Consider the following 15,207-nt stretch of genomic DNA (forward strand, 5'->3'; position numbering starts at 1 on the left):
TGCGCAGAGACGTGAGCGCACGACAAACAGGCCCGCGTCAGTACCGGTACGGGCCGGGCCGCGTCCAGCCCCGACCGCAGCCGCTTCCCCGCGTGCCGCCAGGGATCGCCCACGCGACGGCCAAGCCGCGGACCCGCCGAGATCCCGATGTCACGCGAGGACCCGCGCCTCTGAAGCACGCTCGATCACCGCGCCCCGGCGACAGCCCACGCACCGACCAGCGGCACCGCCAAGGCCCCGCCCGATGTCACGTGGGGGCCCACACCCGAAGTGCGAACCTTCTCCGCGCCTGCGGGCCACAATCCCTACAACAGCCAGCGGAACGGCCAAGGCCTCGATGTCACGCGAGGACCCGCGCTCCTGACAACAGCCCACGCACCAATCAGCGGGACCGCCGAGGCCTCGACTCACTCGAGAGCCCGCACCTCCGAAGTGCGAAAGATCCCCCGCGCCTCCGGGCCACAGCCCCCTACAACAACCAGAGGAACCGCCAAGGCCCCGATGGCACACGAGGACCCTCGCTCCCGATGCGCGAACGTTCCCCGCGCATCCCTGAAGACAGAGACGCGAGCCGCCGAAGCCTCCGGCCGGGACTACCGGGGCGGCGGGCCCACGCTATTGCGCTTCACCAGCATCGGCGCGACCGTCCGGCGCGGCCGGGTGGTCTCGCCGTCGCTGATCTGTTCCAGCAGCAGGCCGAGCGTCTCGTGCGCCACCGCGGCGAAGTCCGGGCGCACGGTGGTGAGCGGCGGGATGAAGTAGGCGGCCTCGGGCACGTCGTCGAAACCCACGACGCTCACGTCGTGCGGCACGTTCCTGCCGCGCTCGCTCATCGCCCGCAGCACGCCGAGGGCGAGGTGGTCGTTCGAGCAGAACACGGCCGTCACCTCCGGCATCCTGGCCAGCATCTGGCCTGCCCGGTAGCCGGACGCCGCGCTCCAGTCGGCCGCCACCACCGGCGGCACCTCGGCGCTGGTGGCGTCGAGCGCCGCTCGCCAGCCCTCCACGCGGCCCGCCGCGTCGAACCAGTCGGCGGGCCCGGACACGTGCCAGACCGTCTCGTGGCCCGCGTCGATCAGGTGCTTCGTGGCCTCGAACGCGCCCTTGGCCTGGTCCACGGTGACCAGCGGCGTCGACCTGTCGGGGTCGCCGTCCACGGTCACCAGCGGCACGCCTGCGGGCACGTCGGCCAGGGCGTCGGCCGCCGACGAGTTCGGCGCGATGACCACGATGCCGGCCACGCGCTGGTCCCGGTGCCGTTCGACGGCGGCAGCGATGGAGTCGCGGTCGAGGATCTTCACCCTGCCCACACTGACCGCGAACCCGGCCTCGCCCGCCGCCTCCTCGAAGGCGGACAGCAACGAGGCCGGGCCGTACAGCGTCGAGTTCTGCGCGACCACGCCGATGAGCTGCGTCTTGCCGGTGACGAGCGCGCGGGCCGCCCGGTTGGGCCGGTAGTCGAGCTCCTTGATGGCCGCCTTCACCCGGAGCCGGGTCTGCTCGCGGACGTTCGGGTGGTTGTTGAGCACACGCGAGACCGTCTGGTGCGACACCCCGGCAAGTCGTGCCACATCGGTCATCGCGGGGTCACGCGACGTCTTCTCCACGAGCGGTCTCCGATCTTCGATCTGCGCCGGTGATGTTAGCGATAACACCAGGTCGGCTTCGATGCAGTGCTCATTGTCCACTTATTCGAGACGGAATGTGGCACGTCGGCGCGCGTCGCGGGCGCTTCCTGGTCTGGACAACACGACGCGACCGTTGTCGTGGGCGAGATACGTGTCCGCGCCGGCACGCAGCGACACCGCGCCACCGTCCGCAAGTCCCGGCACACGAACGAAACTCGCCGCGCGGCCGTACCCGTCGGTGTCCTCGAACGGATCGATGCGGACCACGTCCCCGTCCACCCGCACGTACCGGTCCGGGAAGTTCATCGACTGCAGCGCGACCGTGCCGGCACCCAGGAATCCCGGCACGAAACGGAACTGGCTGTCGCCGACGTCGCGGACGTTGCCGTCGACCCGCAGCCGGTACTCGTAGTGCCGCACCACCAGCGAAGGCGCGTCCAAAGGCGACAGCCGCACGATCGGCCCGCCACGGCCGACGGGAACGCCGAACGACGGCGTGCCGTCCGCGTTCCAGTGCAGCTTCTGGACGCGGGTGTGCCGGTTCGGGTCGAACAGCGGGTCGCCGGTGATGTCGCGGTAGTCGCGGGCGTGGTAGACGAGCACGTCGGTGGAACCCACCGTGGTGAACGAGTTGTGCCCCGGCCCGTACTGCGACGTCGGCACATGAGTCGCGAACACCGGGTTCGGCGACTTCGTCCACGACCGCGCGTCCAGCAGGTTCGCGTTCTCATCGGCGGTCAGCAGGCCCATGCAGTAACGGGCATCCGTCGCGCTCGCGGAGAACGTCACGAACACCCGGCCGTTGCGGATCAGCACCGCGGGCCCCTCGTTCACCTTGAAGCCCTGCACCTCCCACGGCAGCGTCGGCGTCGCGATGCGCACCGGCGCGGTCTTCAGCGCGAGCGGCGAGGCCATCTCGGCGATGTAGAGGTTCGTGTTGGTGGCGATGCCGGGTTCGCTCTGCGCCCACAGGAAGTAGCGCTTGCCGCGGTGCGCGAAGGTGGTCGCGTCCAGTGTGAACGTGTCCCACGCCGTCACCATCTGCCCGCGCAGGACCCAGCCGCCCTCGCGCGGGTCCGCGTTCGGCGACTCCAGCACGTAGGTGCGGATGCGGAACGGTTCGTCCTTGTCACCGGCGGCGAAGTAGACGTACCACTTCCCGTCGATGCGGTGCAGTTCCGGCGCCCAGATGTAGCCACCCATCTTGCCGGACGCGGGACGCCGCCAGATGGTGCGCTCACGGGCGGCGGACAGACCGTCCAGAGTGGACGCGCCGCGGATGACGACCCGGTCGTACTCGGGCACGGACCCGGTCAGGTAGTACATGCCGTCGGTCGGCGGCGTGATGAACGGGTCGGCGCGCTGCTCGACGAGCGGGCTGCGGGTCGGCACCTCCGCGGCGGGCTCGGCGGCGGTGGCGACGGGCGCGGCGGAGGCGAGTGCCCCGGTCGCGGCGAGCACACCGCCCGTGGCCAGCAGAGATCGTCGGGTGATCACGAGCGGCTCCTGATCCGGAGGAACGTGACGGAGTTCGGCGGGAACGTGTGCGTGAAGCTGCTCGCCACCCGGACCTGTTCGGCACGGGGGCGGATCGGCTGGGCGAACTCGGTGTTCATGTCGTCAGGGCGGCCCTGCAGCACGGTCGCCCGCGCCGTCGACGCCACCGGAACGCCGAGGTCGACGCGCGTGCGGGCGGCGTTGTCCTGGGCGTTGACCACCTTGACGATCAGCTCGCCGGTGGCGAGGTCGCGGGTGACGACCTGCCGGAACGGCTCGGCGAGCTTGTCGTCGGTGAACTCGCCCCACTTCTGGCCGTCGAGGAACAATGCGACATGCCGTCCGCGGACCTCGACGCGCACGTCGTACGTGCGACCGGTGTCGATGCGGGTGCCGTTGGTCATCAACGTGCTCTTGGCGCCGCCGACGGCCTTTTCGACCGCGGACTGGGTGTTGTTCCAGCCGCCGAGGTTCCACCAGTAGTAGTTGCCGGTGTCCTGCACGCCGAACGCGACGAGGAAGCCCTCGCGCCCGGCCTGCTTGGTGGCCTTGAGGTTCAGCGTGTAGTCACGCCACGACTTGTCCCCAGCCGTGACGAGCGTGTCCTCGGCGGCCGCGTCGGACTGGACGTAGGCGCCGTTCACGACGTTCCACGCGCCACGGCCCGACTTCGTCCACTGCGCGTCGGTGCCGGAGAAGTCGTCGCTGAACAACGCCTGACCGGCCGCACTGGTGACGTTCACATCGTCGTACGTGGCGGCGGTCGCCCAGGTGGACAGCCCGATCGCGCCGGTGATGGGCGCCTGGGTGGACGGCGTGGCGGACGCGGTGCTCGGCACGACGTGGTCGCCCACGTTGGTCATGAAGAGCTTCTGCATCTCGTAGCTGGCCGAGCCCCACGACGCGTGGTTGTTGAACCAGATCATGTCCGGACGCCACTGGACGTAGTCCTCGTTGGCCAGCAGCGGCGCGTACGAGGCGAGCTTCACGACGTCGGCGTTGCGTTCGAGGCCGGTCATGAACGCCGCTTCGCTCAGCGCGTTGAAGTACCTGTTGTCCTGCGAGGCGTACTCACCGAGGAACACCTTGGGACCGTTGCGGTCGTAGGAGTCGTAGCGGTTGTTGTTCTCCAGGAACCAGCTCGGGCTGTTGTAGTAGTGCTCGTCGATCATCTTCACGCCGGCCTGCTTGTTCAGCTGCCACAGGCGGTCGAACGTGCCACCGGTGTCGTCGGGGCCGGAGTTGCTGACGACGGTGATGTCCGGGTACTTCGCGTTGATGGCGTCGCGGAACTTCGTGAAGCGGGCCATGAACTCGTCGGGCAGGTTCTCCTCGTTGCCGACCGCGAGGTGGGTCAGCTTGAACGGCTTGGGGTGCCCCATCTCGGCGCGCTTGCGACCCCAGGTGGAGTCGGCGGGGCCGTTCGCGAACTCGATCAGGTCGAGCGTGTCCTGGACGTGCCTGGCCAGCAACGCCGGGTCGTCCGTGACGCGGTTCTGGCCGCAGCCGGTGACCAGCGCGGGCACGACGGGCAGCGGCATGGCGCCGACGTCCTCGGAGAACTGGAAGTACTCGAAGTAGCCGAGGCCGTAGGACTGGTTGTAGCCCCAGAAGTTCCAGTTGGTGGCGCGCTGCTCGACCGGGCCGATGGTGTCCTTCCACTGGTACGAACGGCGGCGCTCGAAGTTCGGCGCGTCGTAGCCGTAGTGGCTGCCGGTGTTGACCAGGCAGCCGCCGGGGAACCGGACGAAGCCCGGCTTGAGCGCGGCGATCTTCTCGGCGAGGTCGCGGCGCAGGCCGTGGCCCTTGAAGGTGTCCTGTGGCAGCAGCGAGATCATGTCGAGGCGCAAGGTTCCGGCTCCGCCGCCGGTGACCAGCAGCCTGCCGGTCGTCGAGGTCTTCTGCGCGCGGACGGTGCCGGTGTAGCGGGTCCAGCCGTCGCCGCGGACCTGGATCTTCACCGGGTCGCCCAGCGGGGTTCCGGCGGGGTCGGTGACGGCGGCGGTCAGCGGGGTGCTCGCCTGGTCGGTGCGGGCCCAGACGGAGAAGTCGTAGCGCTGGCCGCTCTGAACCGCGATCCCGCTGTTGTAGCCGGAGTTGATGACGCCGGCGGGCAGGCCCAGCTTCAGGTAGCGGCGGTTGCGCTCGTTCATCCGGCCGGTGTCGTCGGCGACGTCCACTGTGCCGCTGTGCGGCGCCCACGACGTCAGGCCGTGGTAGCTCGCGTTGTCGGCGGGGTCGTACTCGAACGACCGGTTCTGCACGAGCTCGGCGTACAGGCCGCCGTCGGCGGCGCGGTTGATGTCCTCGAAGAACACGCCGTACATCGAGTCGTCGATCGACGCACCCTTCTTCGTGGCGTCGATCTTGAGCGTGTAGTCGGTTTCGGCGGCCGCTCCCGATCCGGGAACGGCGACCAGCAGGCTGGCAGCGAGAGCGGCGCTCAACAGGACGTGCTTGCGGGGCACGGGATTCCTCCCCAGGCTCGGAAGTGAGCGTTAACATAGGGCTGCGAACTCGTTACGAGCAAGCCCTTGACGCGACAGTTGTGAGCGTTCACTCTTGTCCACCTGACAACCGCGGACACGCGGTCGAGCTCCGCGACACCGTCGTCACCCCGGAGGAACCCCAGTGCTGAAGAAGATCACGACAGTCGCCAGCGTGGTCCTGCTGAGCGCGCTCACCGCGTGCGGTTCAGGAGGTGGTGCGAACACCGGCACGTCCGGTGGTGACACCATCACGATGGGCTTCGCCCAGGTGGGTGCCGAAAGCGGCTGGCGCACGGCCAACACCAAGTCGATCCAGGACGAGGCCAAGGCCGCCGGGATCGACCTGAAGTTCTCCGACGCGCAGCAGAAGCAGGAGAACCAGATCAAGGCGATCCGCTCCTACATCCAGCAGAAGGTGTCGGTGATCGCGTTCAGCCCGGTCGTCGAGACCGGCTGGGACACCGTGCTGCTGGAAGCCAAGCGCGCCAACATCCCCGTGATCCTCACCGACCGTTCGATCGACTCCGACGACACGTCGCTGTACAAGACGTTCCTCGGATCCGACTTCGTCGAGGAGGGCCGCAAGGCCGGTGACTGGCTGGTGGCCAACGCCTCCGGCCCGACGAACGTGGTGGAGCTGCAGGGCACCACCGGCGCCGCGCCCGCGATCGACCGCAAGACGGGCTTCGAGGAGAAGATCGCCACCAAGCCCGACATCAAGGTCGTCGCGTCGCAGTCCGGTGACTTCACCCGGTCCGGCGGCAAGCAGGTCATGGAGGCGTTCCTCAAGTCCCAGCCGAAGATCGACGTGGTGTACGCGCACAACGACGACATGGGCCTGGGCGCGATCGAGGCGATCAAGGCAGCGGGCAAGGTGCCCGGCAAGGACATCAAGATCATCACCGTGGACGCGGTGAAGGACGGCATGCAGGCACTGGCCAACGGCGAGATCAACTTCATCGTCGAGTGCAACCCGTTGCTGGGCAAGCAGTTGATGGACCTCACGAAGAAGGTCGTCAAGGGCGAGCAGGTGCCGGAGCGGGTCGTGACCGAAGAGGGCACGTTCACGCAGGAGCAGGCCAAGGCCGCACTCCCGCAGCGCCAGTACTGAGCCTTTCCTCCCAGAGGGAAGTACCGTCACCCCCGACCCCGAAGGGCCCGTCACTCCCGCGCATCGGGTGACGGGCCCCTCGGCCAGAACGACGAGAGCCAGGGCCCATGACCGAGTCACCGCCACCTGTCGTCGAGATGCGGGGCATCAGCCTCGCGTTTCCCGGCGTGAAGGCGTTGCAGGACGTCGACTTCCGGCTCTTCCCAGGTGAAGTGCACGCCCTCATGGGCGAGAACGGCGCCGGGAAGTCCACCCTGATCAAGACTTTGACCGGCGTGCACCGCCCCGATGCCGGGCAGGTCGTGCTGGCCGGCGACGACGTGGCGTTCTCCTCCCCAGGCGAGGCCCAGCACGCCGGGATCAGCACGGTGTACCAGGAGGTCAACCTCTGCGCGAACCTCACGGTCGCGGAGAACATCCTGCTGGGCCGCGAACCTCGCAGGTTCGGCGGCATCGACTTCCCGGCGATGCGGCGGCGTGCCGCGGAGGTGCTGGCGCGCATCGGCGTGCACATCGACCCGGCGTCGAGTCTCGGCGAACACCCGATCGCGGTGCAGCAGCTGGTCGCCATCGCCCGTGCGATCGCGGTCGACTGCCGCGTGCTCGTGCTCGACGAACCGACGTCCAGTTTGGACGCCGGCGAGGTCGCCGAGCTGTTCCGGATCATGCGCGTGCTGCGCGACGAGGGCGTCGCGATCCTGTTCGTGTCGCACTTCCTCGACCAGGTCTACGAGATCTCCGACCGGATGACGGTGCTGCGCAACGGAACCCTCGTCGGCGAGCACCTCACCGCGGACGTGGACCGGCGCACGCTCATCGCGCAGATGATCGGCCGCGACCTCGGCACGCTGGAGGCGATCGAGCACGCGGCCGAGGAGCGCCAGGCCCAGGGCCCGGTGCTGGTGGAGGCGACGGGCCTGGGCAGGCGCGGCGCGATCGAACCGTTCGACCTGGAGATCCGCGCGGGCCAGGTCGTCGGCCTCGCCGGTCTGCTCGGATCGGGCCGCACCGAACTCGCCCGGCTGCTCTTCGGCGCCGACCGCGCGGACTCCGGCAGGCTGCTCGTGGACGGCAAGCCGCTGCGGTTGCGCGGCCCCCGGTCCGCGATCGCGGCGGGCATCGCGTTCAGCTCGGAGGACCGCAAGGGCGAGGGCCTCGTCGCGGACCTCTCGATCCGCGACAACCTGGTGCTCGCGATGCAGGCGGCCCGCGGCTGGACCCGGCCGCTGCCGCGCAGGACCAAGGACCAGCTCGTCGACAAGTACCTGAAGGCACTGGACATCCGGCCCGCCAACCCGGACGCGCTGGTGCGCACGCTGTCCGGCGGCAACCAGCAGAAGGTCCTCCTGGCCCGCTGGCTCGTCACCGAACCGCGGTTGCTGATCCTGGACGAGCCGACCAGGGGCATCGACATCGGCGCGAAGGCCCAGATCCAGCAACTCGTCACCGCGCTCGCCGCGGAGGGCACCGCGATCCTGTTCATCTCCGCGGAACTGGAGGAGGTCGTGCGCATCGCGGACCGCATCGTCGTGCTGCGAGACCGGCGCAAGATCGCCGAGCTGGACGGTTCGGTGACCGGCGTGGACGAGGTCGTCGAACTGATCGCGGGCGGGGCAACGCCGGAGAAGGTGGTGTCGTGAAGGCATCAACTGACCGCAGCCCCGCACGCACCCACCAAGGCGAGACCGCGCCGGAAGGAGCGACCTCATGAAGAACAAGCTGCTGTGGCCGCTGCTGGCGCTGGTCGCGCTGTTGCTGCTCAACCTGATCGTGACGCCGTCCTTCTTCGCGTTGCGCATCCAGGACGGTCACCTCTACGGCGGCCTGGTCGACGTCCTGAAGAACGGCGCCCCGACCCTGCTGATCGCCCTGGGCATGACGCTGGTGATCGCCACCCGCGGCATCGACCTCTCGGTCGGCGCGGTGGCGGCCATCGCGGGCGCCGTGACGTGTGTCCACATCGGAACGTCCGGGAGTGCCGCCACGGCGTTCGCGGGCATGGCGATCGCGCTGGTGCTCTGCGCGGTTCTGGGTCTGTGGAACGGGTTCCTGGTGGCGGGGCTGGGCATCCAGCCGATCATCGCGACCCTGGTGCTGATGACCGCGGGACGCGGCGTGGCCATGCTGGTGACCGAGGGGCAGATCGTCACGGTCAACAACACCGCCTACCGCCAGGTCGGCGCCGGGTTCGTGGTGCTGCCGATCTCGATCCTGATCGCCCTGCTGGTGCTGGGGCTGGTGGCGTTCGTGACCCGGCGGACCGCGCTCGGCATGCTGATCGAGGCCGTCGGCGTGAACCCGGAGGCGTCGCGGCTGGCCGGGGTGCGCTCCCGCACGATCATCTGGACCGTCTACGTGTTCGCCGCGGTGTGCGCGGGCATCGCCGGGCTGATGATCAGCTCCAACGTGAGCGCGGCCGACGCCAACAACGCCGGTCTGTGGATCGAGATGGACGCGATCCTCGCCGTCGTCATCGGGGGCACCTCGCTGGCCGGTGGGCGGTACTCGCTCGCCGGCACGCTGCTCGGCGCGCTGATCATCCAGACCCTCACCACCACCGTCTACACGATCGGCGTCGCCCCGGAGGTGACGCTGGTCTTCAAGGCGATCGTCGTCATCGCCGTGTGCCTGGTCCAGGCGCCGAAGGCCCGCGCCGCACTGAGCTTCCGGAAGGTGGCCGTCTCATGACCACTCTCGCCCCTCGGGTGCCGACGCGGTTCCTGCCGGCGCTCGCGACCGTCGCGCTGTTCGTCCTCGCGTTCGGTGTCGGCTCTGCGCGCTACGACGGGTTCGCGTCCGGCCAGGTGATCGCGAACCTGTTCATCGACAACGCCTTCCTGATCGTGCTCGCCGCCGGCATGACGTTCGTGATCCTCAGCGGCGGCATCGACCTGTCCGTCGGCTCGGTCGTCGCACTGTCCACAATGGTCACGGCATCGGGTCTGCAGGCGGGATGGCCGGTGCCGCTCGTCATCGTCGCCGTCCTGCTCACCGGTTCGACGCTGGGTCTGCTGATGGGCCTGGTGATCCACAAGTTCGACATCCAGCCGTTCATCGTCACGCTCGCCGGCATGTTCCTCGCCCGCGGCCTGTGCTTCCTGATCAGCGTGGAGTCGGTGTCCATCAAGGACAGGACGTTCCGCGACGTCGCCACCGCCGCGATCGAGCTGCCCGGCGGCATGACCATCACCTACAACGTCGTGATCGCGCTGCTGGTCGTCGCCGCGGCGATGTACGTGCTGCACCGCACCCGCTTCGGCCGCACGGTCTACGCGGTCGGCGGCAGCGAGTCGTCCGCGTTGCTCATGGGCCTGCCGACCACCCGCGTCAAGGTGGGCGTCTACGTCATCAGCGGCCTGTGCTCGTCGCTGGCCGGTCTGCTGTTCAGCCTCTACATGCTGTCCGGCTACGGCCTGCACGCCGTCGGCATGGAGCTCGACGCCATCGCCGCGGTCGTCATCGGCGGAACGCTGCTGGCGGGCGGGGTCGGGTACGTGCTCGGAGGGCTGGCCGGGGTGCTGGTGCTCGGCACGATCCAGACGCTGATCTCGTTCCAGGGCACGCTCAGCTCGTGGTGGACGAAGATCGTGATCGGTGTGCTGCTGCTGGTGTTCATCGCGGTGCAGCGGACTATGGTTCGGCGGTGAGACGCACTCGCCCACTGCTGTTCGTCCTGCTCGCGGTACTGGTGGCGGTCGTCGGCGTGGTGGTGCTGCGTGAACCTCGGGGCGTCGCGGGCACACCCGTGGCCGGCCGGAGCAGCGCGCCTGTGACCACTCCGCCCACGACCACCACGGCCGTGACCACGTCGGTCCCGAGCCCGACGACGACCACCACGACGGCACCGACCCCGGCCGGCACTCCCCTGGCCGGGAAGATCAAGCCTGGTGAGCCGCGCCAGGGCGTCGCGACGTTCTACAACTCCGACGGCGGCGGCGCGTGCTCGTACGATCCGGGCCCCGATCCGCTGACCGCCGCGATGAACGAGGCCGACTACGAGGGCTCGGCCGCGTGCGGCGCGTACGTCCTGGTCCAGGCCGGTGGGAAGAGCATCACGGTGCGGATCACGAACCTCTGTCCCGCGCCGTGCCGTCCGGGGCAGCTGGACCTCAGCGCGCAGGCGTTCGCGATGCTGGCAGCGCCCGTGAAGGGCGAGATCCCGGTCACCTGGACCCTCGTCAGCCCGGAGACGTCCAAGACTATCGCGATCCGCTACAAGACCGGCTCCAGCCAGTACTGGTGCGGAATCCAGGTCCTCGACCACCGCAACCCCGTGGCCCGGCTGGAGGTCCAGGCGGGCGGGCAGTGGCGGCAGCTCAAACGCGCCGAGTACAACTACTTCCTCTCCGAGAACGGCGCCGGGTGCGGCGGGGCCATCGCGGTCACCGACGTCCACGGCGAACGTCTGGTGGTGAACGCGCTGCCGGTCAGGCCGGACGCGGTCCAGGCCACGACCCTGCAGTTCGCCCGCGCCGGGGAATGAGACCGGCGCGCGAGTTGTTGATCGCAGACATGGCAGATGTGAAGCTCAGCCCGACCGAGTGGGTCCAGAACCAGACGAAGCAGATCCTCGAGACCGGGACGACCGAGGGCATCAAGGTCGTCGGCAGGCCGATCGTGCTGCTGACCGTGCGCGGCGCGAAGAGCGGTGCCCTGCGCTACACCCCGGTCATGCGCGTGGAGCACGACGGCAGCTACGCGGTCGTCGCGTCCAAGGGCGGCGCGCCGGAGCACCCCACCTGGTATTTCAACATCAAGGCCCACCCGGAGATCGCCCTTCAGGACGGCACCGAGGTGAAGGACTACGTCGCCCGTGAGGTCGACGGCGCCGAACGGGCCGAGTGGTGGGAGCGCGCCGTCGCGGCCTTCCCCAACTACGCCGAGTACCAGGAGAAGACCGACCGGCTGATCCCGCTGTTCGTGCTCGACCCGAAGTAGGCGTCACCAGGCCAGGGGAAGCGTGGCGAGGTAGTCGCCGAGCTTCCCCGCGATCAGCCGGTGGTCACGCGCCGAGAAGTGCCAGTCGCACCCGAGGCGGTCCAGCGCCGGGTCGCTGTAGTTCCAGTGGCGGACCCGGCTGTCGCCCTGGCTGTTGCGGTCCTGCACGACCTGGCGGACGGCGTCGGCGAACGTGCCGGAGGCCTCGGGGACGCTCACGACGATCGTCGTGGCCGGGCCGTACCGGGTGCGCAGCTTGTCGAGGAAGCCGTGGTACGCGGACTTGTACGCGGTGACCAGGCTGTCCTGCGTCGGCCACTGCTCACCGGGGTTGAGGGCGGTGGAGAAGTCGTTGGTGCCCAGGCCGACCACGACCAGCTGCGGGCGCCACGTGCCTGGGTTGCGCCACACGTCGCCGTCGACGTGCAGCAGTGCCCGGTCGTAGTAGGTGCGGTAGCTGGTGCCGGGCTCGCCACCGTTGTAGTTGCGCACCATGCCGCGGCCGGAGAACGCGTTGACCTGGTAGTCGGCGTTCAGCGTCTTCGCGGCGAGCGCTCCGAAGCTGATATCGGTGTTGGTGTTGCGGGCGACGCCGCCGTTCGCGGAGCAGTCACGGGTGGTCGAGAGGTTGCCGTAGCCCGCGGTCAGGGAGTCGCCGATGAACTCGATCTGCCGGGTCCGTGCGGCCGGCCTGGCGAGAACCGCCCCGCCGTTCGCGGCGACGAATCCGCCGAACTCGCCCGCAGCCCAGGTGCTCTCGGTCCGCTTGACCAGGCGCACGCGGTGCTCGGTGTCGCTCAGGCCGCGGACCCAGTAAGTGGTCCTGCCCGGCATCACCAGCGACGCGACGGTCGCGCCGTCGACCTGCACGTCGTAGTCGTTCACCGAGTCGTTGAGGACGATCCCGACGCCCGTGCCCCGGAACCGGCCCTCGAAGTAGACCCCGGGCCAGGTGTACTGCCCGGACGCGGTGACCCGGCCCGCGGTGTGCGCCTGCTCCAGCGGGTCCGGTGCGGGCGCCGTGCCCGTGCACGCCGTGCCGTTGAGCGTGAAGCCGGCGGGCACGGGATTGCCGGAGCCGTTCGTGGTGCCGATGAAACCGAATCCGGCGCTGGTGCCGGTGCCGAGCGAGCCGTTGTACCCCGCGTCGTCGACGGTGACCTGCGCGCCGGACTGGCGCACCTCGCCGTTCCAGAGCTGGCCGACCGTCTGGCCGGCGCCGAACGACCACGCCAGCTGCCAGCCGGTGACCGGATCACCGAGGTTCGTGACGCTCACGTCCGCGCTGAAGCCGCCCTGCCACTCGTGGGTCACCTGGTAGGAGACCCGGCAGCCCGCGGCCGCTCCGGCCTGCGGGGCGCTGCTGATCGTGACCGCCGCGGTCAGCGCGGCGGTGAGGACGGCGGCTGCCGTCCGCTCGAACCGGTACACCTGTGCTCCTTGAGTCCACTGTGGATGGCTGCGGCGAACACGGAACCTCGTTGGAGGTCAACGGTAGTGTCGAACGGCGTCGAACGGGAGAACGATCCCGTTCGACGCCGTCCGGTCAGGCCGTCGTGCCGGTCACCGAACTGCCCGACCTGACGACGAAGTAGGTGACCTTGAGGCCGCTCCAGTAGTGGAACGTCAACGTCACCCGCGCGTTCTCCCGGACAGCGGCGAAGAAGTCCGGCGTCAGGATCGTGCGCCCGTCGGTGTAGTTGGGCAGGAAGGTCCGGTCGTACTCCTTGAACGAGGTCCAGTCGTTCGGCCCCGCGTTGGTGCCGTCGTCGTACTTGGCCTCCATCGTGGCGAGCTGGTCACCGCGGAAGACCGTCGGGATCTCGAACTTCTCCGTCGTCCCGGAGGCGTTGGACAACACCGGCGTGTCGTAGGTGATGACGTGGAGCCGCCACGGCACACCTTGGGAGAAGCGGGCCGTCAGCACCGCGTTCGTGCCGTAGCCCCGGGAACCGCTCAGCCTCGTCAGCGCGGACACCGTCAGGGTGAGCTGGTCGCCCGCGATCGTGTAGTCGCGGCCGCGCGTCAGTTTCGTGGAGCCGTGGTAGAGGTCCGTGAACTTCGTGCCGTTGAGGTTGAGCGCGATGGTCTTGGCCGTGATGGGGCTCGACTTCTCGCTGAACACCTGGTCGGTGTAGGCGGTGCCGGAGCGGGTGGTCCAGCTCGACCTGATCTGCGCGTAGAGCTCGGGATCGTTCCACTGCCCCGAGGTGCGATTCAGGTGCTGGCCGTTGTCCCACAACATGGTGGTGACCTTCTTGGTGCGGGCGTAGTAGCCGAGGTGCTCGAAGAACTTGAGCTTCTCGCCCTGTTCGATGGTGCCGGTGTGCCGGTCGAAGCCGAGCAGGCCGTACTCGCCGATGATCACCGGGATGCCGCGCGCGACGAAGCTGTCGTGCACGCGGTCGAACATGTCGGTCAGGTCCTTCTGCGCGGTCGCGTCGTAGCGCGTGCCGCCGGCGACGTTGACGCTGAACGGCCAGTAGCCGTAGTAGTGCACCGTCGCGATCAGGTTGGGGTCGGCGAACCCGCGGATCTGCTCCACCAACGGGTCGATGTACCCCTGTTCGGACGAGGTGTGCAGGGTCGGCAGGACCAGCAGGCGGGTGGCGTTGTTGCCGCCCGACCGCCGCACGATGTCGTGGAACGACGCGTTGAGCTCGCTGTTGAGCGCGATCTCCTGCGGCTTGCCGGTGCTCCCGGTGAACTGCGGCTCGTTCCAGCTCTCGAACGTCAGCTTGGGCCCGAACTCCGCGAAGGCGCCCGTCAGCTGCGTCCAGATCGCGTTGAACCGGGCGAGCACGTCGTCGTGCTCCGCCGGCATGGTCCAGATCCACTGCCACGAGTCGTGGTGGATGTTGACCATCACGTACAGGTCGCGGGCCAGCGCCCAGCGCACGACCTCCTTGACGCGGGCGAGGTACGCAGGCTCGATCACGTGGTCAGGCCCCAGGTGCGCGCTCCACGTGACAGGCAGGCGCACGCTCTTGAAGCCCTGCGCCTTCACGTTGTCCAGCAAGGCTTCCGTGATGCGAGGGTTGCCCCACGACGTCTCGTCGCTGCCCGTCGAGTCGAGCGTGTTGCCCAGGTTCCACCCCGGCTGCATCGCCGCGGTGTGCTGCGTCGCGCTCAGGCGTGGGCCGCCGTGGACGCACGTGACTCCGTTGAGGGAGAACGACAACGGCGCCGTGTTGGCCTCCTCCCAGGTGCCGTTGAAGCCGAACTTCACCGTCGCGTTCGTCGCGATCTTCGCGTTGTGGCCGGCGTTTTCGGCCGTGACCTGCTGATCGGACTCGGTGATCTTCGCGTTCCAGCCGTGGCCGGTCTGCTGGCCGGACGGCCAGTCCCAGCTCAACTTCCAGCCGTCGAGGGCCGCACCGCGGTTGGTCACGGCAACCTCGGCGACGAAGCCGCCCTGCCATTGGCCCGTCGTCGAGTAGGTGATCTCGCAGCCGGTCTCTGCGGCCGCGGACGCTGTCGCCGGCACGACGGTGGCCACCAGGGCCATCACCGCGCCGAGCACTGCCCTGCGTGATCCGTTCAT

The 15,207-nt window shown here is 69.0% G+C and carries 11 protein-coding genes; 6 read left to right on the forward strand and 5 right to left on the reverse strand.

Annotated features, from left to right (window positions below):
* Positions 1-593 precede the first annotated feature (593 nt).
* The 3 genes from SK854_RS09990 to SK854_RS10000 all read right to left on the reverse strand — a co-directional run bounded on the left by SK854_RS09990 (position 594) and on the right by SK854_RS10000 (position 5,593).
* Entirely contained in the window at positions 594-1,580 is a 987-nt protein-coding gene (locus SK854_RS09990) for a LacI family DNA-binding transcriptional regulator (protein ID WP_406601755.1), read from the reverse strand.
* Positions 1,581-1,688: 108 nt separating this feature from the next.
* Positions 1,689-3,125 (reverse strand): family 43 glycosylhydrolase, encoded by a 1,437-nt coding sequence (locus tag SK854_RS09995; RefSeq protein WP_319974728.1) that lies wholly within the window; start codon positions 3,123-3,125, stop codon positions 1,689-1,691.
* Positions 3,122-5,593 (reverse strand): alpha-L-arabinofuranosidase C-terminal domain-containing protein, encoded by a 2,472-nt coding sequence (locus SK854_RS10000; protein ID WP_319974729.1) that lies wholly within the window; start codon positions 5,591-5,593, stop codon positions 3,122-3,124. The genes SK854_RS09995 and SK854_RS10000 overlap by 4 nt, the downstream gene beginning before the upstream one ends.
* A 163-nt stretch (positions 5,594-5,756) precedes the next feature.
* Between SK854_RS10000 and SK854_RS10005 the strand changes: the two genes are divergently transcribed.
* The 6 genes from SK854_RS10005 (at position 5,757) to SK854_RS10030 (ending at position 11,663) form a co-directional block, all read left to right on the forward strand.
* The gene (locus SK854_RS10005) at positions 5,757-6,725 is read left to right on the forward strand and encodes an ABC transporter substrate-binding protein (protein ID WP_319974730.1); all 969 of its coding nucleotides are present in this window, start codon (positions 5,757-5,759) and stop codon (positions 6,723-6,725) included.
* A gap of 107 nt (positions 6,726-6,832) precedes the next feature.
* Positions 6,833-8,365 carry a sugar ABC transporter ATP-binding protein gene (locus tag SK854_RS10010; RefSeq protein WP_319974731.1) on the forward strand — a complete coding sequence of 511 codons (1,533 nt, stop codon included), beginning with the start codon at positions 6,833-6,835 and terminating at the stop codon, positions 8,363-8,365.
* 67 nt (positions 8,366-8,432) lie between these two features.
* Positions 8,433-9,413, forward strand: a complete 981-nt coding sequence (locus SK854_RS10015; protein ID WP_319974732.1) for an ABC transporter permease — start codon at positions 8,433-8,435, stop codon at positions 9,411-9,413.
* Positions 9,410-10,372, forward strand: coding sequence for a galactofuranose ABC transporter, permease protein YjfF (gene yjfF, locus SK854_RS10020; protein WP_319974733.1), 963 nt, complete (start codon positions 9,410-9,412; stop codon positions 10,370-10,372). The genes SK854_RS10015 and yjfF overlap by 4 nt, the downstream gene beginning before the upstream one ends.
* Positions 10,369-11,208 (forward strand): expansin EXLX1 family cellulose-binding protein, encoded by an 840-nt coding sequence (locus tag SK854_RS10025; RefSeq protein ID WP_319974734.1) that lies wholly within the window; start codon positions 10,369-10,371, stop codon positions 11,206-11,208. Before yjfF ends, SK854_RS10025 begins: the two co-directional genes overlap by 4 nt.
* A gap of 29 nt (positions 11,209-11,237) precedes the next feature.
* On the forward strand, positions 11,238-11,663 hold the full coding sequence (locus tag SK854_RS10030; protein ID WP_319974735.1) for a nitroreductase family deazaflavin-dependent oxidoreductase: 426 nt from the start codon (positions 11,238-11,240) through the stop codon (positions 11,661-11,663).
* Positions 11,664-11,666: 3 nt separating this feature from the next.
* Here the strand turns inward: SK854_RS10030 and SK854_RS10035 are convergent, their stop codons facing one another.
* Positions 11,667-13,094, reverse strand: coding sequence for a cellulose binding domain-containing protein (locus tag SK854_RS10035; RefSeq protein ID WP_319974736.1), 1,428 nt, complete (start codon positions 13,092-13,094; stop codon positions 11,667-11,669).
* Between the two features lie 115 nt (positions 13,095-13,209).
* Positions 13,210-15,207 (reverse strand): cellulase family glycosylhydrolase, encoded by a 1,998-nt coding sequence (locus SK854_RS10040; RefSeq protein ID WP_319974737.1) that lies wholly within the window; start codon positions 15,205-15,207, stop codon positions 13,210-13,212.

The organism is Lentzea sokolovensis (assembly GCF_033949975.1).
Lineage (GTDB): Bacteria > Actinomycetota > Actinomycetes > Mycobacteriales > Pseudonocardiaceae > Lentzea > Lentzea sokolovensis.

Bases quoted from the DNA above. Each gene is read 5' to 3' on its own strand.
- SK854_RS09990 (WP_406601755.1), bottom strand. From the start codon at position 1,580: ATGACCGATGTGGCACGACTTGCCGGGGTGTCGCACCAGACGGTCTCG.
- SK854_RS10010 (WP_319974731.1), top strand. From the start codon at position 6,833: ATGACCGAGTCACCGCCACCTGTCGTCGAGATGCGGGGCATCAGCCTC.
- SK854_RS10015 (WP_319974732.1), top strand. From the start codon at position 8,433: ATGAAGAACAAGCTGCTGTGGCCGCTGCTGGCGCTGGTCGCGCTGTTG.
- yjfF (WP_319974733.1), top strand. From the start codon at position 9,410: ATGACCACTCTCGCCCCTCGGGTGCCGACGCGGTTCCTGCCGGCGCTC.
- SK854_RS10030 (WP_319974735.1), top strand. From the start codon at position 11,238: ATGGCAGATGTGAAGCTCAGCCCGACCGAGTGGGTCCAGAACCAGACG.
- SK854_RS10040 (WP_319974737.1), bottom strand. From the start codon at position 15,207: ATGAACGGATCACGCAGGGCAGTGCTCGGCGCGGTGATGGCCCTGGTG.